General features: G+C 55.9%; 23 protein-coding genes and 1 tRNA gene. 15 read left to right on the top strand and 9 right to left on the bottom strand.

Going from position 1 to position 19,968, the window contains the following annotated elements; translation table 11 throughout:
• Positions 1 to 304 precede the first annotated feature (304 nt).
• Complete coding sequence (locus VQ830_RS09645; protein WP_337267881.1) at positions 305 to 619, top strand: hypothetical protein; 315 nt, start codon at positions 305 to 307, stop codon at positions 617 to 619.
• Positions 620 to 738: 119 nt separating this feature from the next.
• Positions 739 to 1,377: a recombinase family protein gene (locus VQ830_RS09650; RefSeq protein ID WP_337267882.1), complete on the top strand. Its 639-nt coding sequence runs from the start codon at positions 739 to 741 to the stop codon at positions 1,375 to 1,377.
• 4 nt (positions 1,378 to 1,381) lie between these two features.
• On the opposite strand, the gene VQ830_RS09655 is transcribed toward VQ830_RS09650, so the two are convergent.
• From VQ830_RS09655 to VQ830_RS09690, 8 genes are all read right to left on the bottom strand, one after another.
• Positions 1,382 to 1,714: a hypothetical protein gene (locus VQ830_RS09655; protein WP_337267883.1), complete on the bottom strand. Its 333-nt coding sequence runs from the start codon at positions 1,712 to 1,714 to the stop codon at positions 1,382 to 1,384.
• A 101-nt stretch (positions 1,715 to 1,815) separates the two neighbouring features.
• Positions 1,816 to 2,385 (bottom strand): hypothetical protein, encoded by a 570-nt coding sequence (locus VQ830_RS09660; RefSeq protein ID WP_337267884.1) that lies wholly within the window; start codon positions 2,383 to 2,385, stop codon positions 1,816 to 1,818.
• Positions 2,386 to 2,693: 308 nt separating this feature from the next.
• Positions 2,694 to 2,978 carry a hypothetical protein gene (locus tag VQ830_RS09665; RefSeq protein WP_337267885.1) on the bottom strand — a complete coding sequence of 95 codons (285 nt, stop codon included), beginning with the start codon at positions 2,976 to 2,978 and terminating at the stop codon, positions 2,694 to 2,696.
• A complete protein-coding gene (locus VQ830_RS09670) occupies positions 2,978 to 3,496 on the bottom strand; it encodes an HGGxSTG domain-containing protein (protein WP_337267886.1) in 519 nt (172 codons plus the stop codon). Before VQ830_RS09670 ends, VQ830_RS09665 begins: the two co-directional genes overlap by 1 nt.
• Positions 3,497 to 3,781: 285 nt before the next feature.
• Positions 3,782 to 6,679, bottom strand: a complete 2,898-nt coding sequence (locus tag VQ830_RS09675) for a DUF3987 domain-containing protein (protein WP_337267887.1) — start codon at positions 6,677 to 6,679, stop codon at positions 3,782 to 3,784.
• Between the two features lie 372 nt (positions 6,680 to 7,051).
• Positions 7,052 to 8,011, bottom strand: coding sequence for a hypothetical protein (locus VQ830_RS09680; protein ID WP_337267888.1), 960 nt, complete (start codon positions 8,009 to 8,011; stop codon positions 7,052 to 7,054).
• Complete coding sequence (locus VQ830_RS09685; RefSeq protein WP_337267889.1) at positions 8,008 to 8,244, bottom strand: helix-turn-helix domain-containing protein; 237 nt, start codon at positions 8,242 to 8,244, stop codon at positions 8,008 to 8,010. Before VQ830_RS09685 ends, VQ830_RS09680 begins: the two co-directional genes overlap by 4 nt.
• A 324-nt stretch (positions 8,245 to 8,568) precedes the next feature.
• Positions 8,569 to 8,658, bottom strand: a tRNA-Ser gene (locus VQ830_RS09690).
• 301 nt (positions 8,659 to 8,959) lie between these two features.
• Here VQ830_RS09690 and rplU point away from each other — a divergent pair.
• From rplU to modC, 11 genes are all read left to right on the top strand, one after another.
• Positions 8,960 to 9,277, top strand: coding sequence for a 50S ribosomal protein L21 (rplU, locus tag VQ830_RS09695; protein WP_337267890.1), 318 nt, complete (start codon positions 8,960 to 8,962; stop codon positions 9,275 to 9,277).
• Between the two features lie 35 nt (positions 9,278 to 9,312).
• Complete coding sequence (gene rpmA / locus VQ830_RS09700) at positions 9,313 to 9,582, top strand: 50S ribosomal protein L27 (RefSeq protein WP_337267891.1); 270 nt, start codon at positions 9,313 to 9,315, stop codon at positions 9,580 to 9,582.
• A 122-nt stretch (positions 9,583 to 9,704) separates the two neighbouring features.
• Positions 9,705 to 10,340 (top strand): GNAT family N-acetyltransferase, encoded by a 636-nt coding sequence (locus tag VQ830_RS09705; protein ID WP_337267892.1) that lies wholly within the window; start codon positions 9,705 to 9,707, stop codon positions 10,338 to 10,340.
• A complete protein-coding gene (locus tag VQ830_RS09710; protein ID WP_337267893.1) occupies positions 10,337 to 10,924 on the top strand; it encodes a GNAT family N-acetyltransferase in 588 nt (195 codons plus the stop codon). Before VQ830_RS09705 ends, VQ830_RS09710 begins: the two co-directional genes overlap by 4 nt.
• 166 nt (positions 10,925 to 11,090) lie before the next feature.
• Positions 11,091 to 12,167, top strand: a complete 1,077-nt coding sequence (gene obgE, locus VQ830_RS09715) for a GTPase ObgE (protein ID WP_337267894.1) — start codon at positions 11,091 to 11,093, stop codon at positions 12,165 to 12,167.
• Entirely contained in the window at positions 12,160 to 13,329 is a 1,170-nt protein-coding gene (proB, locus tag VQ830_RS09720) for a glutamate 5-kinase (RefSeq protein ID WP_337267895.1), read from the top strand. Before obgE ends, proB begins: the two co-directional genes overlap by 8 nt.
• Positions 13,322 to 14,605 (top strand): glutamate-5-semialdehyde dehydrogenase, encoded by a 1,284-nt coding sequence (locus tag VQ830_RS09725; protein ID WP_337267896.1) that lies wholly within the window; start codon positions 13,322 to 13,324, stop codon positions 14,603 to 14,605. The genes proB and VQ830_RS09725 overlap by 8 nt, the downstream gene beginning before the upstream one ends.
• Positions 14,586 to 15,233: a nicotinate-nucleotide adenylyltransferase gene (locus VQ830_RS09730; RefSeq protein WP_337267897.1), complete on the top strand. Its 648-nt coding sequence runs from the start codon at positions 14,586 to 14,588 to the stop codon at positions 15,231 to 15,233. The genes VQ830_RS09725 and VQ830_RS09730 overlap by 20 nt, the downstream gene beginning before the upstream one ends.
• 505 nt (positions 15,234 to 15,738) lie before the next feature.
• Positions 15,739 to 16,467 carry a molybdate ABC transporter substrate-binding protein gene (gene modA, locus VQ830_RS09735; RefSeq protein ID WP_337267928.1) on the top strand — a complete coding sequence of 243 codons (729 nt, stop codon included), beginning with the start codon at positions 15,739 to 15,741 and terminating at the stop codon, positions 16,465 to 16,467.
• A gap of 75 nt (positions 16,468 to 16,542) precedes the next feature.
• Entirely contained in the window at positions 16,543 to 17,241 is a 699-nt protein-coding gene (modB, locus tag VQ830_RS09740; RefSeq protein WP_337267898.1) for a molybdate ABC transporter permease subunit, read from the top strand.
• Positions 17,238 to 18,305, top strand: a complete 1,068-nt coding sequence (gene modC / locus VQ830_RS09745) for a molybdenum ABC transporter ATP-binding protein (protein ID WP_337267899.1) — start codon at positions 17,238 to 17,240, stop codon at positions 18,303 to 18,305. Before modB ends, modC begins: the two co-directional genes overlap by 4 nt.
• Before the next feature lie 17 nt (positions 18,306 to 18,322).
• On the opposite strand, the gene VQ830_RS09750 is transcribed toward modC, so the two are convergent.
• A complete protein-coding gene (locus VQ830_RS09750; protein ID WP_337267900.1) occupies positions 18,323 to 18,724 on the bottom strand; it encodes a winged helix-turn-helix domain-containing protein in 402 nt (133 codons plus the stop codon).
• Between the two features lie 160 nt (positions 18,725 to 18,884).
• On the opposite strand from VQ830_RS09750, the gene rsfS reads away from it, so the two are divergent.
• Positions 18,885 to 19,328 (top strand): ribosome silencing factor, encoded by a 444-nt coding sequence (rsfS, locus tag VQ830_RS09755; protein ID WP_337267901.1) that lies wholly within the window; start codon positions 18,885 to 18,887, stop codon positions 19,326 to 19,328.
• 147 nt (positions 19,329 to 19,475) lie between these two features.
• The gene (gene rlmH / locus VQ830_RS09760; RefSeq protein ID WP_337267902.1) at positions 19,476 to 19,958 is read left to right on the top strand and encodes a 23S rRNA (pseudouridine(1915)-N(3))-methyltransferase RlmH; all 483 of its coding nucleotides are present in this window, start codon (positions 19,476 to 19,478) and stop codon (positions 19,956 to 19,958) included.
• Positions 19,959 to 19,968 lie beyond the last annotated feature (10 nt).

Genomic DNA, 19,968 nt, shown 5'->3' on the forward strand with positions numbered 1-19,968 from the left:
TTCAAGTAAATGCATAACATTCGTTGCGCATCTTTTCCAGCGAAAATGCCTCTGGCTCCTAGCTTTTTAGCGACCAAAAGTTCCAGATCGGGCAATTTTTATGTCGGGGTCAGATGCCGTTTCCGCAGACGCGCTTTGAGTGATGCCAGGGGTGTGACCCGGGCTAGGTGCGGGGCTTGGCCGGAGAAACTTGCGCGCGTTTGATAATCATGAACCGTCACTAGCTAAATAAAAAATGAAAACTGCTGCTTGACATATCGAACCATTTAAATGACACTTCAGTCATCAAACTTGGAGGTCGAGCATGTCTAACATTATCCAATTCCCCCACGTCTCGCGTTCAGTTGCTGCCGTTAATTCCGCGCAGGTTATTGAGTTAAAAAGGCGCTCACGAAAGCATGATGCCCCTAAAGTCAATGCGGCCCGCTTTGATCTCACCCGCGAAAGAGAATTGGCTTCATTGGAAGAGGCGCTGTCAATGCTTGCCGACGCCAAGGCTCGCGCTGACATGGCCGGTGTTCGCGAGTGGCGCGACGAGCTGGAAGTAATGGAAATGCACACTGACAGATTTGACGTGCGCGCACGTTGTCGCGCCGCGCTCCGTTTCAGCGTCCATTGAAGCGATCTTTTGGGTATGCCTTTATCGAACCGGCCTAATACTGGTTCGATAAGTCAGTGCTGACCACTCAAAACAGACCTATAATAATGCGACCATGTTAAGCGAACTGGAGAACTCCTTTGTTCATTAGGGCATATCTGCGGGCATCAACGTCCGATCAAGATGCGCAACGCGCGCGAGCCGATCTCGAGCGATTTGCACAAGAGCGAGGCTTATCGATTGCCTCTTGGTATTTTGAAAACGAGAGCGGAGCCAAGTTAGAGAGGCCGGAGCTTTTCCGCCTGTTACGCGACGCAAAGCCTGGAGACGTTCTTCTGATTGAGCAGGTCGATCGCCTCTCGCGATTGACGTCCGACGACTGGCAACGCCTGAGGCAGGAAATCGACGGCAGACAGATAAAGATTGTCGCTTTGGATCTTCCGACAAGCTGGCAGCTAGCAGCGCCTTCAGACGAATTTACCTCTCGCGTATTCATGGCAATCAATCAGCTCATGCTTGACGTGCTCGCTGCTGTTGCGCGGAAGGATTACGAAGACAGACGCCGTAGGCAGGTTCAGGGCATCAAGAAGGCCCAATCGCTTGGCCGCTATCAAGGTCGACCTGAAGACGCGAAAAGAAACGCTGCGATCCTCAAAATGCTGTCCGCCGGCCAAAGCTGGAACGATATCCAGGCGGCGACAGGGTGTTCACGTTCAACACTGGCGCGCCTAGCCCGCCGGCAAAAGGAAGAAGATAATCCGGCTGCCGGCATCGCGTGATCTGTCACTGACCAGGCACCGAGTTTGAAGCAGGTTGAACGGCTTTGGGCGGGAGTTCGGCAAATCTTGATTTGCGTAGCCTAAGCCGAACATCGCGAGCGAACTCTGTCTTACCCGTAAGGCTTAGCAGTACGAAATCGGTTTCGAACAGGTCAAAAATAAGATCCAGCGAAAAGCCATTCGCTGTTGCTGTCTGCGCAATCAAGGGCCCGTGGCGTTTAGGCGTCAGAATACGAAATTCGACGTCTTCGCCGGAAACATTCTCTTGGTAGCGCTTAGCCATCCCGCCGATAGCTAGATCGATCCTACTTAGATCTCTTTCTACGATGCCTGACATACGAGCCTCCGTTTGTGGAGTCTCTTTTTCAGGGATCGATGTTGCGTCTGTCAAAGCCTAACTTGACGCAAGACATTGGCAGACAAAGGCAATTTCCCAAACTACATGAGGCGTTGGCTGTTAGCTGCCTCTTTGATTTGATCAACAATAAGCTGAACGCGTGCTGCCTGGCGCCGCTGAATGTCCGCCTCTATGGAGACATTATGGAGTTCGTTTCGCAGCCAACGAGTGTAATCCTCAAGATCGCTGCAAAGTTCTCGACTGCGGTTCGATTTCGGGTCTTCCTCTGCCCACAAAACGATAAGGGCGCAGGAAGCCCCAAACGCGGCGCTTGCGAAAGCTTGCATCTTTGGGTTTGGCGAATTTCTCCCGAGACGGTCGCCGAGGCAGCTAAAAATCTTTTCGCGTGCGCCAACGAGCAAATCTAACAACTCATCTCGTTCGCTCGTGTTGAGCCGCGAAGTATTCCTATTGAAAGCAGCATTTCGTATCATGGCGATCGCATGACCTGCTGCCTCCGATACGTTTTCGCCAGCGACTGCTTCTTCAAGGAGGCTTTGCACGTGATCAAAGCGAACGGCATGATCTAGCGCCCTATCGTGTGCTGCTTGATCGAAAGGTTCAGGAGGCAGCCCGTCGTATTCTTCGTCTGTGTTCCGAAATAAGTTCATGTCTGACTTCCATAATAATAATCGGAAGGCCATCACAACGCCTTTAGGTGCGCAAAAATACTGGTTTCTGAAGTTAATAATGCGGGCTCGAGCATGTGGCTTGAAGACGCCGGATAATGTATCGTTCTCGCTCCCCGACAAATTTTTGGACCGTCCAAATGAGCGATTACGCCGCCCTTGATCTTCCGCCGGATATCGCCGCTGTAATTCGTCAAGCGCTTGAACGCGCGGGCAGCGCCGTCGAAAAACCAAGCAATGTTCTTCCGTTTCGGCGACCGACGCGCTGCCAAAAGTGATTACTGCATCGCTTAGTCGAAAATACCAGGCGTCTTCGCTTGGAAGTCACCGCCAAGTCTCTTTATCTCGGCCGATATCTCCGCGGCGGTCATCTCGTGGGCTTCCTTTCTAGCCGCTTCATCTTTGGCCGGATTGAACAGGCCAGCAACGCGGAAAAGGACGCCGGAAGCTGTAGCCCTCGCTGGCGCTGGCGCTTTTTTGTCTCGGCAGACATCAAGAGCGGCCTCATATGCTGCAAGAATGCCCTCCGTTCGGATACGGCGAAGCAGGTCGCGTTCGGTTTGAAATTCATCCATCAGCCAAAAATCCCTAAATCGTCGTCAGCACATTTTCGCAAGGTCGCTTCCAGCCGATCTATCTCGCATTGAATGACTTGGATCTCTGGATCGATCGGTGCGGGTGACGCGAAACGCAATGTCGATGCGTCGCTGCGTTCTTTTCGAGCTTGTGCGCGTCGCGTGGGAGCGCCTGGTCGATGCGCGCGCTGCCAGGCTTCATATTTTGCGCGCTGCTCATCTGTCATTGCATCCAGCCGCGCGCGCCTCTTCTTTTCCGCCTTTGCCTGGTCACGCAGCTTACGGTTCAGTTTCGCCTCGCTTTTAATGCCCGTGAACTTGGTTTTATGCCAATCGCTTCCCGAGCCGGTCAGGCCGCCGTGCCTGTGGCATCGGCCGTTTTCCATTGCGATCTGCTGGCAGGGCTCCCCGTCTCGACGGCGTTTCGCCCCGCATTTGGGCAGAAGCGGACGGACGTTGCGGCGCCAATCAAGTATTGCTTTTCGCGCCTTCGCACGTTGAACAGGAGTGTTACGCATTTCGCGGTGACCTTAGAAAGATAAGGACATTGAGGTATCGGCTAACAGGCAGGAATTTCCGCCGCGCCATTGAGGACAATTTGTCCCCGACCCGAAACGCCACGTATCGTTTTGAACTGGTCGGTTGCCTTTTCTGGTCTTGTCCCAACTGTCCCTCGCGCGCGTGGGGTAGTTTGGAAAAACAAATGCGAGGGGTAAGCAGAAGATAAGGAAGAGAGAAAGTGAGATTGAACTCTATTTCGCGTGCGCGAGGGACAGTTGGGACAAATGCAAGGTAAATCATCGTCAGACACCCCTTTGCAAAGCGCTGCGGGCTTCGACAGCCATCCGAATGTCTTCTTGCGCGCGTGCTCGCTCCTCGCGTTCGTATGCGGCACGTTCTTTGAAGCGTGTATGTACAAGTGGGTTTACCGTCCATTCAGTCGGTCCCTCAGCGGCGCGTGACTTAACCGAGATCCAGCCAGCATCTTCTAAGGATCGGGCAACCGCAAACAGCGCTCGGCGGTTTTCGGCACCTCCTAATGTTCTCACGCCTCTATAGATGTCTCGCTGCCCGAGGCTTCTAAGTTCCGGCTTGGTGAGCAAATAGCCAGCGAGCTTAAGTGCCTCAGCGTAAGCAGGATCTGGATCGAAAAATTTCGAATAGAAGGCGAGGGAGTGTCTTAGTAGAAACCGACAAAAGGCTAGCGCCCTGCGCGCGGTCGGTTGAGGCACTGGCAGTTCGCAATCAATTTCCCCCGTGCGATCAAACATGTCGACGCAATGAAAAATTAGCACGATGCGCGCTGCAATCTTTTCCATCTTTGATAGGTGGCCTTTCCAAGCGGAGCTCGAGCCTGGAAGATGCGCAAGATCTAAGGTTTGAGCATGGAAAGCGCGGAAATCGTCATACGCTGCCGGCTCCATTTTGATCGACGTCGGAAAGACGTACGTTTCGGTAGCCAGTTTTTGAAGTAGTTGCCGATACCGGTTGGCCGCCGCGCTGTCTTCCGCTTCATCTAAGGCGCATTCGCGTGCGCTATCGTCCATTATGAACAAGAACCGCTGCAGCATGCCGTCGTCTTTAAGATCATCTACGAGCGAGGCAATCTTGTCTGGCTGACTGCCTGCAATCACGCTCATAAGTGCATGTTCGGCAAAAAGAGGTTCGGAACTGACGCGGTCGACGTTGACGCTGCCGCCGTCGAACAGCCTTAGAGCCATGCTGCGGTCAGCACCGCCGTTTCGCTTGTAGGCGCCAAAGCTCTCCACAAAGCCGCTAAGCTCATCCGGCGCACGCAATATTCCTTTAGGATTTGCCGCGTGGATGCGGATCTGGCTTTCGATCGTCACGTCGTCGACAATCATGCGCCGGATCCTTGGCGTAGGCGGCTGCGCTTCCTTTTTCCTCGCTGCGGCCTTCACTTCTCGACACCATGCGGCGTGCTTTGGCAAATCCTCCTTCAGCCATTGCGCGTTGAGTTCCTGTAGGGGTTTTATGGCAGCGCTGATGATCGCCGATTTCGCGCTTCCTGGCGCTGCGACGATCGCGGTCCATAAGGAGGCAGGTTCAACGAATGTCGTGTCGTTCTGACGGACTTGGATTTTGAGCGACGAGCCTATTGCGGCTCCGATCGCAGTAATGGCCGCGGCTGCCGGAAATGCCAACGGCGTCCCCTTCCGCCGCGCTTCACTCCTAGCCCATTGGTCGACAAGTCCAGGCAGGCAGCCCGCCGGCGGATCTCGCAGATCTAAGGGCAAATCATGATTGAAAATGTCGTGAGGTTCGACGGTCGCGTCGGCCTTGTCCTCTGAAGGTCTTTGGCGGTGCCATAGCTCATGCAGCCTGACGCGTTCCTCATCAGAAATTGCAGGGAGAGGCAAACAGTAAAGCGGGTCGACTTTGCGAGCCTGCTCTATGAGGAACGAGCCCGATACGCGATCTGGCGGATGCGATTTATAGTGTTCCCATCGCTGTTCGGCGTACTCTTCGTCGTGTTTCTCCGACTTTGCGCTGAAAGCGATAAATGCCTCCAAACCATCGATGAAACCATGTGATGCGTCAAAAAATGCGAGGCCGATTGTATTGTACCCGTCCCAATGCAAGTCTTCGTTCGGGATGTTCTCTGCGACATCCATCAACTGCTCAGCCGTCCAGGCTGTCGGTGTCGTGAACTGCCCCTGTTTCCGATCTTTCGTCTGAAGGTTCGACGTTTCGGCGTCCAGTAAGATTGCAGCATCGTTGAGATCGATTTCTCGCTCTTGGTCACCGCCTATGATGCGGCATATGCGCGGGTTCTTTTCATCCTTGGTGTGCCATGAACCAGGCCAACGCAGCGGATGAGATAGAGGCGCGGCCGTAGCGTCTCCACCCACAAGTTCGGCCGCGCGCTTTCTGACGGCCTTCAGAAGGGCCTTTTCATCATCGGTTACGGCTGGGCGCTTCAGCCTCCAATAAAGGTGCAGTTTGTCCAGAAGCTCGCCGCCGGGGCCTTTCCAAATGCCTCCGGATCGGACTACCAGCGTCGCCGGTCCAAGGACGGTCTCGAGCCTTTGCTTGCCTTCGATGGGATTTACGGTGTCGAGATCAACGGCGATGGCTGGACCGGCTAAAACATCGCTTTCGCCCGATTTACCTAGTACGCTGAACAAACATACAGGCGGGCAAAACACAGAAGCATCGTCGCCGTGAAGACGCGCAGCGTCGGTAGCCGCTGACGCGATCTTGTCGATAAGTCCGTCGTCATGAGTGATTGCGCTGCGGCTGACTGTTGGGAAGTCATGGCCCTTTTTTGGCGTATTCCTGACCGCGCGTAGAACCAAACGGCCGGCTATCAGATTGCCAGCTTCGTCAACGCAGCGCTTGAAGATGACGTTGCAAAACTTCTTGATCTGATCGCGATCGGCACTTCGCTCGCTATCGTCTTTCTGAGTTGACGGCGCCGCAACGCCACATGTCGGCGCCGTATCCCGCAGACGCTCTGCACGTCTCGCGGCCAGTTGTTCGGCAAAGCTTGGTGTCCTGGCCGTCGCATCGGTATCGGCAGACGGCGGGGTCGGATTGGCCGCTCTTGATCGACCCGCAGCCCGCTGCTTTTGCAGATAATCCCACCAGGGAGAATTATCGCCCGGAGCAGGCTGAGACGCAATATTTTGAGGTTTTATTTCAGTTGTGCGTCCATATCTTGAATTCAGGGTATCCATCTGACGTTTCCATTCTTGCAATGTGATACGTTGTAACGTAACATCGCCGTTGTCTGACTTGAGCGCGCTCACGCTCGTTTTCCTTAATGCCGTTCGTCTCTATCGGGCGGGCGGCATTCTGCTTTCCAAACGGCCGGTGTTGTCGACGACAAGCCTCAATCCAGAGGGTCTCGGGCTGCGGCCATCATTCAACAAGACGTTCATGAAATGAGCTTTCTCGCTTTCCTTGATCCCTGAACATGTTTTGAATGCGCGATACCAGTTGTCTGGATCTAAAAGCGAAGCGACGTTGGACATTGGGTTTTATCCTTCCGATTGCTTGGTGACGCTAGGTTCTCACGAGCCGCAAAATGACCGCCTATTTCTGCGGTGTTATGCGGTGAGCCGCTTGCCAACGTGACCCAACGTCGCGAATACGACGGCATTGATCGATAGGCCGGGATTTGGCGTCTTCGATTTGGGAAATGCTTTGCCCTGAGCGCGCTCTTGCTCGGCTTTCAAAGCGAGGATCTCAAGATGGACTGCGGCGCTTTCAGCGTCTGAAACCGTAGGGGCCGTTGCGCTTGGGCTTTCGTTGATCTCAGCGGCGATCTCGAAGAGGCGCCCACCGGTCACCCAACTATCGAGTTTCTTTTCCGCGCCGGCTTCAGCAGTTCCAGTTCTCGCAAGCTCGTCGCGGAAGTGCTGAAACAGTCGATAGAGGAAGTCGAATTGAACGAGCAGGGCAAAGCTAATGAAAAAGAAGGCTGCGCTCTTCTCTCCTCGGTCCTGATGAGCTTCTAAGAGGGTTTTTCGATTTTCAGCATAGAAGCGAAGGAAGTCACGCCTGATGTCACGCTTCAGGTCCGTAACATCTTTCGCCCTCACATTCGGCATGTTCTCCAAAAGGATCGCGGCAGCAGCACCATAAGGGTCTGGCACGTTTTTGCTCGTAGCTGCTAACAGTGCACCTACGCGAACCAGGATCCGCCTTGCCTTCTCGGCAGCCATGGGCGAACAGCCAGCGGTCATGTCTTTATGGCGCCGGGCCTCATTCTCTAGCTCCATATGCGTGATCCGAGCGAAGATATCCGCAAGTTGGGCGGCTGCCTTGGGCGATCGGTCTACAGCGGCAGTCAATTCAGGGCGTTCGGCTTGAAGAGTAAGAGAGTGGATCGAAGCTTTCAACGCCAGCATGCGAGCCTGATAATCGCGCTTCGCTTGGCTGCTGTGTCGGTCGTCAATGAGCAGGGCGCATGGGCTTGCGTAGGGATCAAGCGCCTTCAGCGCACGAACTGCGAATCCCTCATAGCAACGAGTATGATGGACTTTGAAAGGTGCGCCGGCCGTCATTGAAAAATGTCCGTTGCCTGAGGCGAAGGAAGCGCGGGCGGCGTTGTTGCACGCCTGCCGATGATGGCGGCTTCTAGAAATGCGTCCGCGTCGATGCGACGAATCAACGTCCTACCGCCGACTTTTGCGGGACGCAGTTTTCCGGACTGCATAATGCGATAAAGGTTCGCTCTTGAGATGCCGATATAGGCTGCTGCGTCTTTGATACTCAATGCTGCCGGGGCAATAGTCATAAGAGGTGTCCTCACTGTTTGCAGTGAAGACAAGATGAGCGCCTGTTAGCTCTATTGCAACAACGCGATTTCTAAAATATTCTTAAATTTCAGTGACATACAGTCGACATACAGAAATTCAGGGAGTTATCGACAGCTCGTAAATAACTGGCGTCGTTCAAAGTTTTACGCTCAGCTCTCGCCAACAGTGCGCAAAGCCACACAATCACGAATTATTACAGTCCCTCGATAACGGGATGCAACGTGAGACTATTGGAGACGTTAGGGTGGGAATTAGGGTAAATCGGGAAAGAGAAGAAAAAGATCAATGATTTCAGAGGGAGCTGGCGGAGAGGGGGGGATTCGAACCCCCGATAGGCTTGCACCTATGCCGCATTTCGAGTGCGGTGCATTCAACCACTCTGCCACCTCTCCGCGGCTGGTTGACGCCTTGTGTGGCGCGGGGGCTTCATAGCGAGCAATTTGCAGGCTGGCAAGATCAATTTGCAAACTTCGTGCCATTGTCGCCTTGACAGTCTAAAGGCCCTCGCGTATCAGCCGTGCACGATAAATGCGGTGTAATCCGTATCGTCTCTTTCGCGCCTTCGTGGCGTGGATTTTCGCCGGCAGAAGTCTCACGCGCAAGCATCGATTTTTCTGCTCAACTCCGACTGAACAAGAAGCCGGCCCTTTGCTTTGCAAATGAGAGCCGGAACGAACATGAAAGGATAAAAAAATGTTCGCAGTCATCAAAACCGGCGGTAAGCAGTATCGCGTCGCGGCAAACGACGTGGTCACCATCGAAAAGCTCGATGCAGAAGCTGGCCAGACCGTTGAATTCAATGAAGTTCTCGTGATCGGCGTCGGCGCCGACGCATCCATCGGCGCGCCATTCGTCGCCGGTGCTTCCGTCAAGGCTGAAGTCGTCGAACACAATCGCGGCAAGAAGGTTATCGCCTTCAAGAAGCGTCGTCGTCAGAACTCCAAGCGTTCGCGCGGTCATCGCCAGCATCACACGGTCGTCCGTATCACGGACATCGTGGCAGCGAAGTAACGGGTTTTTCGGGTTAAGGTTTAAGGAGAACACCAATGGCACACAAAAAAGCTGGCGGTTCATCGCGTAACGGTCGCGATTCCGAGTCCAAGCGCCTTGGCGTAAAGAAGTTCGGCGGCGAAGCCGTCATTCCAGGCAACATTATCGTGCGTCAGCGCGGCACGAAGTGGCATCCGGGCGTCAATGTCGGCCTCGGCAAGGACCACACGATTTTTGCGCTTACGGCAGGCAATGTGAACTTCCGAACGAAGGCCAATGGTCGCGTGTACGTGTCTGTAATGCCGAAAGCCGAAGCAGCGGAATAAGCCGGTAGCGCTTTAAAACAGCCGGCGTCTCATCGACCCGGCTGACCGCATCAGGATCAGTCCAGAAAAAGGGGAGATGGGGCGCCATCTCCCTTTTTTTCGTCCAACAAGGAGGACTGACTATGCAAGGCGAATTATTGAGGGAAGACCAATCACGGTCTTCCGAACCGCGGCCAAGTCCGCAGCGGTCAAGGACCGATTGCCCCGTTTTATTATCGGAACGGCTCGTCATGCGCGCCCCGCATGTTGAAGATATCGACGCCCTTGCCCATCTCGCGAACAATGCCAAAGTTGCCACCATGGTATCGCGTATGCCGCATCCCTACACGGCCAAAGATGCTGCCGATTTCGTGCGTCGCACGAAAAATGGCGAGATTGGCAAGTGCGTCTATGCGATCACGACGGCTTCCAACGGCGCTTTCATCGGATGCTGCGGTGTCGAGCCTCACGCAGACGATCGGACTGTCGAAATTGGCTATTGGCTGGGCGAGCCCTATTGGAACCAAGGTTTCATGACGGAGGCCTGCCATGCGCTGGTCGATATGGTGTTCAGAACGCGTCCCCATGTCGAGCAGATCGACGCACGGTGCCGTGTCATGAATGTCGCGTCGAAGCGGGTCATCCAGAAGTGCGGTTTCCAGTTTCAGGGATCGGGGCTTGTTCCTTCGCTGGCTCTGGGCGGCCGGGTTCCGGTCGAATGGTATAGGCTCGATCGCAAGACCTGGATCTCGCTGAGAAGCTGGGGGAGCCTGTCATGAGCGCTGCCGTTGCTGAAAGACCTAAGGTCATGGGAAGCGCTCCAGGCGCGGTCCCGGTCATTGTCACCGAGCGTCTGGTTCTGCGTCCGCACCGCATGAGCGATGCGGACGCCATAACGCAGTCGCTGTCCGATTTTGCCGTCACGCGCATGCTTTCGCGCGTGCCGGTCCCCTATCACCGCCAGGATGCTCTCGACTGGCTGGTGCCGGTTACCTCGGGCGTCGTCAGCGATTGGTATTTTGCCATCACGCAGGGTGATGACGCTCATATCGGGACGGTTGGGATCGATCTCAGGCGTGGCCGTTGGCATCTTGGTTATTGGTTGAACCGCTATTACTGGGGTCGTGGCTATATCACCGAGGCGGCTGCGGCGGCGTTGGAGCGGTTCTCGCGCCGTATGCCGCAGGTGGCCGTTCATTCAGGCGTCTTTACCGATAACCCGGCATCGCTCAAGGTGCAGGAGAAGCTAGGGTTCCGGATGACGGGCTGCGTCGAAACCTTCAGTTTTGCACGCAATACCATGGTTCCCATGGTGGAAACGGTGCTGCAGCCGGGCGACCTGCGGATGCCGGTAAAAGCCTGATTTTATCTTTGAGTGCCGCGGCTTGCGCCGCGGTCCTCGTTTTGCGATTGATCCGCGGCAGGTCTTGTCGCTCGCAAATCGCACGAAACCTTTGACCTGCGGTGCAAGCGCCTATATCGAGTGTGCCGAAAACTGGCGCATATTGCGACCGATCGATGGATGTAACATGAAATTTCTCGACGAAGCCAAGGTCTATATTCGCTCGGGCGACGGCGGCGCCGGCGCGGTCTCCTTCCGGCGCGAAAAATTCATTGAATTCGGCGGTCCCGATGGCGGCGATGGCGGGCGTGGCGGGGATGTCTGGGTTGAGGCCGTCAATGGCCTGAATACCCTGATCGATTTTCGTTATCAGCAGCATTTCAAGGCCAAGATCGGCACGCATGGCATGGGCCGAAACCGGACGGGCGCAAATGGCGAAGATGTCACGCTCAAGGTGCCGGTCGGAACGCAAATTTTTGAAGAAGACCAGGAAACGCCGATCTGCGATTTAACAGAAGAGGGGCAGCGCTTCCTTCTGGCGCGCGGCGGCAATGGCGGCTTTGGAAACGCGCATTTCAAATCCTCGGTCAATCAGGCGCCAGATTGGGCCAATCCTGGCCTTGAAGGCGAAGAAAAAACCATCTGGCTGAGACTGAAGCTGATTGCCGATGCAGGTCTTGTCGGATTGCCCAATGCCGGTAAGTCCACCTTCTTGGCTTCCGTCACCCGTGCACGGCCGAAAATTGCCAATTATCCCTTTACCACGCTTCATCCCAATCTGGGCGTTGCGACCGTCGACGGACAGGAATTCGTATTGGCCGATATTCCAGGGCTTATCGAAGGGGCGCATGAGGGCGTCGGTATTGGCGATCGCTTTTTGGGACATATCGAGCGCACGCGCGTGCTGCTTCACCTTGTCTCCGCTCAGGAAGAAAAGGTCGGTAAAGCCTACCAGACCGTGAAGAACGAGCTGGAGGCATATGGCGAGGACTTGATCGAAAAGCCTGAGATCGTGGCGCTCTCCCAGATCGATGTCATCGATGAGGCTACGCTTAAGAAGAAGACCAAAGAGCTGGCTAAAGCTTGTGGCAGAACCCCGTTTCAGATTTCGGCAGCGACGGGCGCCGGCATGACCGAGGTTTTAAGAGCCCTGCGCGACATCATCGTTGAGGCAAAGGGCGAGGGCGAAAAGCAGAAGAAGCTGAAGATCCGCCATCGCGATGCCGTCGATGAGGATGCGCAAGAAGGCGGGGTCGATGACTAGCCGCAAGCCCCTTGCCCGTCATCGCCGAATCGTCATCAAGATTGGCTCTGCCCTTCTTGTCGATCGCAAAAGCGGAATGAAGGCGTCTTGGCTGGAGGCCATGTGCGCCGATATTGCTTCGTTGAAGCAGCGAGGCGCCGATGTTCTCGTGGTTTCCTCGGGAGCAATTGCGCTCGGGCGCACTGTTCTCGACCTTCCTGCCGGCGCGTTGAAGCTTGAGGAAAGCCAGGCGGCGGCTGCGGTCGGGCAGATTGCGCTTGCGCGGGCATGGTCCGAAGGACTTTCGCGGCACAGCATCGTCGCGGGTCAGATTCTTTTGACGCTTGGCGACACGGAAGAGCGCCGCCGCTATCTCAACGCACGCGCCACGATCAACCAGCTTTTAAAGATCGGCGCGGTGCCGATCATCAACGAAAACGACACGGTCGCGACCAGCGAAATCCGCTACGGGGACAATGACCGACTGGCGGCACGCGTTGCAACGATGACGGGCGCAGACCTTTTGGTGCTCTTGTCGGATATCGACGGGCTTTATACAGCGCCGCCACATCTCGATCCGGCTGCACAATTTCTGGAAACCATTGCAACCATTACGCCCGAGATTGAAGCCATGGCCGGCGGCGCGGCTTCAGAACTGTCACGAGGCGGTATGCGCACGAAGATCGAAGCCGGAAAAATTGCAACCGGGTCGGGATGCGCGATGATTATAGCATCGGGCAAGCCGGATGCACCGCTATCGGCGATCGAAAACGGTGCGCGTTCATCCTGGTTTGCACCATCGGGTACGCCCGTGACAGCGCGCAAGACCTGGATTGCCGGTCAACTTCTGCCGGCAGGCGAATTGCATCTGGACGAAGGCGCGGTTGCTGCCCTTAGTGCTGGCAAGAGCTTGTTGCCCGCAGGGGTTCGTGCCGTGGTCGGCGCTTTTCATCGCGGCGATACGGTTGCGATTTTATCGCCCGAGGGAAGGGAGATCGCGCGTGGCCTTGCCAGCTACGACGCGGACGAGGCGCGTCAAATTGCAGGCCGCAAATCCAAGGAGATCGAAGCGATTCTCGGCTATGCCGGACGTGCGGCCATGGTCCACCGCGACGATATGGTTATGACGGCACCTGCAGCCTCCTCATCGAAACGGCAAGAAGAGACGAAAGCCCATGCTTGATACCGTTGCCCAGCGCTCCGACATCGATACTTTGATGAACGAGATTGGCCGTGAGGCCAAAGCAGCGGCGCGACCTCTTGGCTTTGCCTCGACCGATGCAAAGAACGCGGCTCTTGAGGCCATGGCTGAGGCCGTGCTTGCAAACAAGGCGGCGATCCTTGCTGCCAATGCTGCGGATCTGAAGGACGTCGAAAGCAGCGACATGGTTGCCTCCTTTGTCGATCGGCTGACACTGACGGAAAAGCGCATCGAAGACATCGCGGCTGGCATCCGGGCCATTGCTGCCTTGCCGGATCCCGTCGGAGCGGTCATTGCGGATTGGGGTCGGCCCAATGGTCTGCAGATCGAGCGCGTAAGAACGCCACTCGGCGTCATCGGCGTTATTTTCGAAAGCCGGCCCAACGTGACGGCCGATGCGGGAGCGCTGTGCCTTAAAGCCGGCAACGCTGTTATCCTTCGCTGTGGGTCGGACTCGCGCCGGTCCTCTGCCGCGATTCACGAATGCCTGGTGACGGGGCTCAAAAAGGCCGGCCTTCCTGAACATGCAATACAGCTGGTTCCGGTGGCGGATCGCGCTGCAGTCGGCGCCATGTTGCGCGGGCTCGATGGCGCAATCGATGTCATCGTTCCGCGCGGCGGCAAGAGTCTGGTCGGACGGGTTCAGAGCGAAGCACGCGTTCCGGTTTTCGCCCATCTTGAGGGGCTTTGCCATCTCTATGTCGATGCTTCGGCCGATCTCACCATGGCGCGCGACATCGTCGTCAACGCCAAAATGCGCCGGACCGGTATCTGCGGCGCGGCAGAGACGTTGCTGATAGATCGAAACGATGCAGGTCGCCTGCTTGCTCCGCTCGTCGAGGCCTTGATCGCGGCTGGCTGCGAGGTGCGCGGCGCAAAGGATGTTTGCGCGTCTGTCTTGGGCGTCGCGCTTGCAAGCGAGGATGATTGGCGCACGGAATATCTCGACGCGATTATCTCCGTGGCTCTTGTCGACGGGATCGAAGGGGCCATTGCGCATATCGGGGAATATTCCTCGCATCATACCGAGGCTGTGATCGCTGAAGATCCTAAGGTGGTTGACCGTTTCTTTCGGGAAGTCGATTCTGCGATCCTGCTGCATAATGCCTCCACCCAGTTTGCCGATGGCGGCGAATTCGGCATGGGTGCTGAGATTGGTATTGCAACCGGGAAAATGCACGCACGCGGGCCAGTCGGCGTCGAACAACTGACTTCCTTCAAATACCGTGTGCGAGGCAATGGACAGATTCGGCCCTGACCTCGAAACGGAGCGGCCACCAGCCGCCTATCTGCGCATGCCGCATGTCGAGCGCGGCATGGTGGTTGGGCTGTTCGGCGGTTCTTTCAATCCGCCGCACGAAGGCCATGCCCTGGTGGCGGAAATTGCGATTCGGCGCCTTGGCCTTGACCAACTTTGGTGGATGGTGACGCCCGGCAATCCGCTGAAAAGCAAGCGCCACCTGAAATCGTTGCGCGAGCGGATCATTTTGAGCGAAGCCATCGCCAAGGATCCAAAAATCAGAGTGACGGCCTTCGAGGCCGAACTCGGTGTCAGCTATACCGCTCATACGTTAAAATGGGTAAAGCTGCGCAATCCACATGTTCATTTCGTCTGGATCATGGGCGCCGACAGCCTTGCCGGGTTTCATCGTTGGCAACGGTGGCAGGAGATCGCTCAGACGTTCCCCATTGCCGTCATCGACAGGCCAGGATCGACTTTGTCCTACCTGTCATCCCGGATGGCAAAGACTTTTGGGTTCGCGAGGGTGGATGAGGACGATGCAGCGGTCTTATGGAAAAAGAAAGCGCCTGCCTGGACTTTTATCCACGGTCCGCGGTCGCAGCTGAGTTCAACGGCTATCCGAAATGGCTTTCTTGAGAAATAGCTGAGGGGCTGCCGATTCGCGCTCTTCTGCATGCGTAAGCGCCTCAGCCAGTGGGCACGCTTAAGACGACAGATCCCTGAAACCAAACAAAAAATAAAGCCCGACGGGGGAGGATCCGTCGGGCTTTTAAACTTGATCGACAACTGGGAGGAGGAGATGTCATCGATCTCATCGAGCAGCTTTGGGAGGAGGAGATCGCTGCGTCGATGGTTGTTTTTACCATATCCTGTCTCGGAAAGAAGATCAGAAGTCGCAAGTCAGCTATGCACTCAGTGCAAATCCCGATCGGGCGCTGCCTATTTGTTATTCGTTAAGAGAAAGTAAATTCTCTCGCCGGGCGCCCCACTGCTTATTGGTTCGTGGTGGTCAAGCGAATGATAGAACGCTTCAGTGTGGACCTCTCGCCTTTCGGATGATTCGCGATATATTCGCTCGGATATTTCGGCTGGAGATCATCATGTTACGTTCTGTGTTTTACCGCTGCGCCAGCATCTTTCTTGCGCTCATGGTTGTGTGCTGCAGACCTGCCTTTGCCAGCGACAAGATTACCGTTTTCGCGGCGGCCAGCCTCAAAAATGCATTGGATGCAGCCAATGTGGCCTGGGACAAAAAGACTGGGGTCTCAGTCGTTTCCTCCTATGCCGCAAGTGGTCCGCTCGCAAAGCAGATCGAGGCGGGGGCACCGGCCGATGTTTTCATTTCGGCGGACCTCGATTGGATGGATTATCTTGCCCAGAAAAACCTCCTGCAGAACGCAACGCGCTCGAACCTGCTGGGTAACGAGCTTGTTCTGATCGCACCGAAATCGACATCAAAGCCAGTCAAGATCGACAAGACGCTTGATCTTGATGGGCTGCTTGCCGGAGGGCGGCTGGCGATCGGCGAGCCAAAATCGGTGCCTGCGGGGAAATACGCCCAGGCTGCCCTGCAAAGTTTGGGTCTTTGGGAAAAGATCAGGGATAGGACCGCCAATGCTGAAAGCGTGCGTGCCGCTCTTGCCCTCGTCTCCCGCGGCGAGGCACCTTATGGGATCGTCTATCGGACCGATTCAGCAGCAGATCCGGGCGTTGCGATTGTCGGAACTTTCCCTGAAGGCTCCTATCCGCCGATCGTCTATCCAATCGCGCTTCTTGCCGACAGCAAGAACGAGAAAGCCAAGGCTTACGTTGATTTCCTGAAATCGGCAGAGGCGCGCCAGTTTTTCACCGCGCAAGGTTTCACGATCCTGGAATAATGGTACTGGGTAAGCCCAGGCGGAGATGGGAACTGGGGCTCGCGCGCCTTTCACCTTGCGTTGGAGTTGTGGCCAATGGATTTCTCCATCAGTAGCGAAGAGTGGACGGCCATTGTGCTCAGTCTGCGCATTGCTGTCACGGCCACGCTGGTGAGCCTTCCCTTTGGCCTTGTCGTTGCGCTTGTCCTCGCGCGGGGCCAGTTCTGGGGAAAATCGCTTCTGAACGGGCTGGTTCACTTGCCGCTCGTTCTTCCTCCCGTCGTCACCGGCTTTATCCTGCTGATCCTTCTTGGCCGGCGCGGCCTTATCGGCAGCTTCTTACACGACCACCTCGGTATCGTCTTTGCGTTCCGCTGGACCGGCGCAGCTCTCGCTTGCGGCATCATGGGATTTCCGTTGATGGTCCGCAGCATGCGTCTGTCGCTCGAAAGCGTGGACCGAAAACTGGAAGAAGCGGCCTGTACCCTCGGGGCCAATCGAGCGGTTGTTTTTTTCACGGTAACGCTTCCGCTGATCCTGCCAGGCGTCATTGCCGGAATGATCTTGTCTTTCGCAAAGGCAATGGGGGAATTTGGCGCCACCATTACCTTCGTCTCCAACATTCCGGGCGAAACACAGACCTTGGCGTCCGCAATTTATACTTTGACCCAGGTTCCTGGAGGCGATGCGGCGGCAATGCGCTTGACCCTCGTCGCCATCATCATTTCCATCGGCGCTCTTCTGGCCTCCGAGGCCATTGCAGGATTTGCTAGCCGCAGGATCGAGGCGCAATGACGCTCTTCGTTGACGTCGATCACCGCTTGGGCACGTTTAGCCTGAAAGCCAGTTTCACGTCTGAAGGCGGGGTTACAGCACTTTTCGGGCGTTCCGGCTCAGGTAAGACATCACTGGTCAAGACGATCGCCGGCCTTATTCGTGCGAAGAACGCTCGCATCGAGTTGGAGGGAGATGTTCTCGAAGATACGCAGGCCGGTCGGTTCGTTCCCGCCCATCGCCGCCGCTTCGGCTATGTCTTTCAAGAGCCGCGTTTGTTTCCGCATCTTTCGGTGCGCCGCAACTTGACCTATGGGCGATGGCTTTCGCCGAAGGGCGAGCGCGTAGCCGATCCGGATCAGGTCATTGCCATTCTCGGCATCGAGCCGCTTTTGGATCGTATGCCGGCTAAACTGTCGGGCGGCGAGAAACAGCGGGTTGCGATCGGCCGTGCTTTGCTGTCCTCCCCGCGCATGCTGCTCATGGACGAGCCTTTGTCGGCGCTCGATGAGACACGCCGCGCTGAAATCCTGCCTTACCTCGAACGGTTGCGCGACGAGACGCGCCTTCCGATGATCTATGTCAGTCACTCAATCAGCGAAGTCGCGCGACTGGCCGATCGGGTTATTTTGATGGATCATGGCACCGTAGAGGCGGTTGGCAGCCCGGAGGAAGTTCTTAGCCGAGCCTCATCTTTCGAAGGCGGGCGCCAATCGGGTGTCGTGCTGGAAGGTCGGGTCGTTTCCATGGACCCGGCAAATGGTCTTGCTTCCGTTCGTCTAAGAACGGCGACGCTTGTTGTTCCAGCAAACGGACTTTCGAGTGATCGAAAGGTACGTCTTCACATTCCTGCGCGCGATGTCATGTTGGCGACCCTTCGTCCCGAAGGGCTCAGCGCGCTCAACATCCTGGAGGGTCGGATCGTCGAAATATCCAAGATCGATGATGCTGCCGCCAATGTTAAGGTCGATTGTGGAGGAGATGTAGTGACTGCCCGAATCACCGCCTATTCCGCCGAGCGACTTTCTCTCGCACCCGACAAAATCGTGTTTGCGATTATCAAGACGGTCGCTATCGAACGGTAACGCAACGGCGGCGCAGATCAGTCTTGGCCTTGATTGCGATCTTTTGGCGTCGCAGCTTCATGCTTTGAGGTGCTTGACGCCAGCCAAGCGAGGTCGTCCGCCAGGGCTGCACGCATCCTGTCTTCCATCGCGCGAAAGCGCAGGATCAATTCTTCGCCGAACGGTGTCAGACTTGCACGACCGCCGCGATCGCCGCCTCGCTGACGTTCGACCACTGACATCAGAAACATCCGGTTCATCTCCGCCACAAGAAGCCAGGCGCGTCTGTAAGACATGTCCATGGCGCGGCCAGCCGCCGCGATCGAACCGGTCTGCCGGATGTGCTCCAGAAGTTCGATTTTGCCGTGACCGAGGCGCGTTTCGAAAGGAAAATCGATCCGTAAAACCGGTTTAAGAGAAGAATGGCTTTGATCATCCATGGGAGCACTTATTCCAAGCCGCGAACTACAGAGCATTTTGAACGTTGGAGACGTTCGTTTCCTGGCGCACGAACCAGCTTTATCTTTTTCCCGGTCTTGAAACCTTAATGATTCGGTGCCTATCTTACTATTGATTTGGCAAGCCAGATCAACGATGTGCATGTTTTGTCATTCCGAGAAAGGGAAAGCACTGACAACAGTACACGCCAAGGGAAGAACGCCGAGCGTTGTCCCAACGAGCCCGGAACGTGGCGCCGATGCCGCCGCCCGCGCTCTTGCCACTGTCCTCGCCAGCCTCGAGGACTCGAAAGCTGAAGATATCGTAACCATCGACATAGCCGGCAAATCTGCTCTCGGAGACTATATGGTCATCGTCTCCGGAAGATCGAACAGGCACGTCCTTGCTATAGCCGACCGACTTCTGACCGATTTGAAGGAAGAAGGTCTTGGCTCTGCCCGTGTTGAAGGGCAGGAGAGCGCGGACTGGATACTGATCGATACTGGCGACGTCATCGTGCACGTTTTTCGTCCAGAGATCAGGGAGTTCTACAACATCGAAAAGATGTGGGCTGCTCCCGACGTCGACGGTCAAACACTGCACTAGCTCCATGCATCCAAGCGGATGCACAATCGACGCGATGTCCAGAGATACACATCAGGGTTTCCGAAAATCCATTCTGATTTTCGGGCCGATGCTGTAAGGCGTGCAATAGGCTGCGCACATATGGTCGGCAAGGATTGACGTTAACCCATGCGTATTACTGTTTTTGCTGTAGGGCGGCTGAAATCCGGTCCTGAGAAAGATCTTGCGGGCCGCTATTTCGACAGGCTTTCAAAATCGGCCGCACCACTCGGCCTTGAGTTCGTGCGCGTCATTGAAGTGGCCGAAAGCCGCGCCGGCAATGCTGAGACACGTAAACGGGAAGAGGCCGTCATGCTGCGCAAGGCGTTGCCGGATGGAGCGGTTCTTGTTCTTTTGGACGAACGCGGAAAGGCGATGGACAGCGAGGCCTTCGCTCGCACGATCGAGACCTATCGCGACCAAGGCAAACGGGACCTGATGATTGCGATCGGCGGTGCCGACGGTCTTGACCTGTCTCTCCATGATGAAGCCGATGCCAGCCTCTGTTTCGGCAAAATGACGTGGCCTCATCAGATCGTGCGTATCTTGCTGGGAGAACAGCTTTATCGCGCTACCACCATCCTCTCCGGCCACCCGTATCATCGCGCATGATTCAAGGTGT

This window comes from Oryzifoliimicrobium ureilyticum (assembly GCF_037199735.1).
Taxonomy (GTDB): Bacteria; Pseudomonadota; Alphaproteobacteria; order Rhizobiales; family Rhizobiaceae; genus Rhizobium; species Rhizobium ureilyticus.

Coding starts and splice junctions, on each gene's coding strand:
- VQ830_RS09645 (WP_337267881.1), top strand. CDS start 305: ATGTCTAACATTATCCAATTCCCCCACGTCTCGCGTTCAGTTGCTGCC.
- VQ830_RS09655 (WP_337267883.1), bottom strand. CDS start 1,714: ATGTCAGGCATCGTAGAAAGAGATCTAAGTAGGATCGATCTAGCTATC.
- VQ830_RS09660 (WP_337267884.1), bottom strand. CDS start 2,385: ATGAACTTATTTCGGAACACAGACGAAGAATACGACGGGCTGCCTCCT.
- VQ830_RS09665 (WP_337267885.1), bottom strand. CDS start 2,978: ATGGATGAATTTCAAACCGAACGCGACCTGCTTCGCCGTATCCGAACG.
- VQ830_RS09670 (WP_337267886.1), bottom strand. CDS start 3,496: ATGCGTAACACTCCTGTTCAACGTGCGAAGGCGCGAAAAGCAATACTT.
- VQ830_RS09675 (WP_337267887.1), bottom strand. CDS start 6,679: ATGGATACCCTGAATTCAAGATATGGACGCACAACTGAAATAAAACCT.
- VQ830_RS09680 (WP_337267888.1), bottom strand. CDS start 8,011: ATGACGGCCGGCGCACCTTTCAAAGTCCATCATACTCGTTGCTATGAG.
- VQ830_RS09685 (WP_337267889.1), bottom strand. CDS start 8,244: ATGACTATTGCCCCGGCAGCATTGAGTATCAAAGACGCAGCAGCCTAT.
- rplU (WP_337267890.1), top strand. CDS start 8,960: ATGTTCGCAGTCATCAAAACCGGCGGTAAGCAGTATCGCGTCGCGGCA.
- rpmA (WP_337267891.1), top strand. CDS start 9,313: ATGGCACACAAAAAAGCTGGCGGTTCATCGCGTAACGGTCGCGATTCC.
- VQ830_RS09705 (WP_337267892.1), top strand. CDS start 9,705: ATGCAAGGCGAATTATTGAGGGAAGACCAATCACGGTCTTCCGAACCG.
- VQ830_RS09710 (WP_337267893.1), top strand. CDS start 10,337: ATGAGCGCTGCCGTTGCTGAAAGACCTAAGGTCATGGGAAGCGCTCCA.
- obgE (WP_337267894.1), top strand. CDS start 11,091: ATGAAATTTCTCGACGAAGCCAAGGTCTATATTCGCTCGGGCGACGGC.
- proB (WP_337267895.1), top strand. CDS start 12,160: ATGACTAGCCGCAAGCCCCTTGCCCGTCATCGCCGAATCGTCATCAAG.
- VQ830_RS09725 (WP_337267896.1), top strand. CDS start 13,322: ATGCTTGATACCGTTGCCCAGCGCTCCGACATCGATACTTTGATGAAC.
- VQ830_RS09730 (WP_337267897.1), top strand. CDS start 14,586: ATGGACAGATTCGGCCCTGACCTCGAAACGGAGCGGCCACCAGCCGCC.
- modA (WP_337267928.1), top strand. CDS start 15,739: ATGGTTGTGTGCTGCAGACCTGCCTTTGCCAGCGACAAGATTACCGTT.
- modB (WP_337267898.1), top strand. CDS start 16,543: ATGGATTTCTCCATCAGTAGCGAAGAGTGGACGGCCATTGTGCTCAGT.
- modC (WP_337267899.1), top strand. CDS start 17,238: ATGACGCTCTTCGTTGACGTCGATCACCGCTTGGGCACGTTTAGCCTG.
- VQ830_RS09750 (WP_337267900.1), bottom strand. CDS start 18,724: ATGGATGATCAAAGCCATTCTTCTCTTAAACCGGTTTTACGGATCGAT.
- rsfS (WP_337267901.1), top strand. CDS start 18,885: ATGTTTTGTCATTCCGAGAAAGGGAAAGCACTGACAACAGTACACGCC.
- rlmH (WP_337267902.1), top strand. CDS start 19,476: ATGCGTATTACTGTTTTTGCTGTAGGGCGGCTGAAATCCGGTCCTGAG.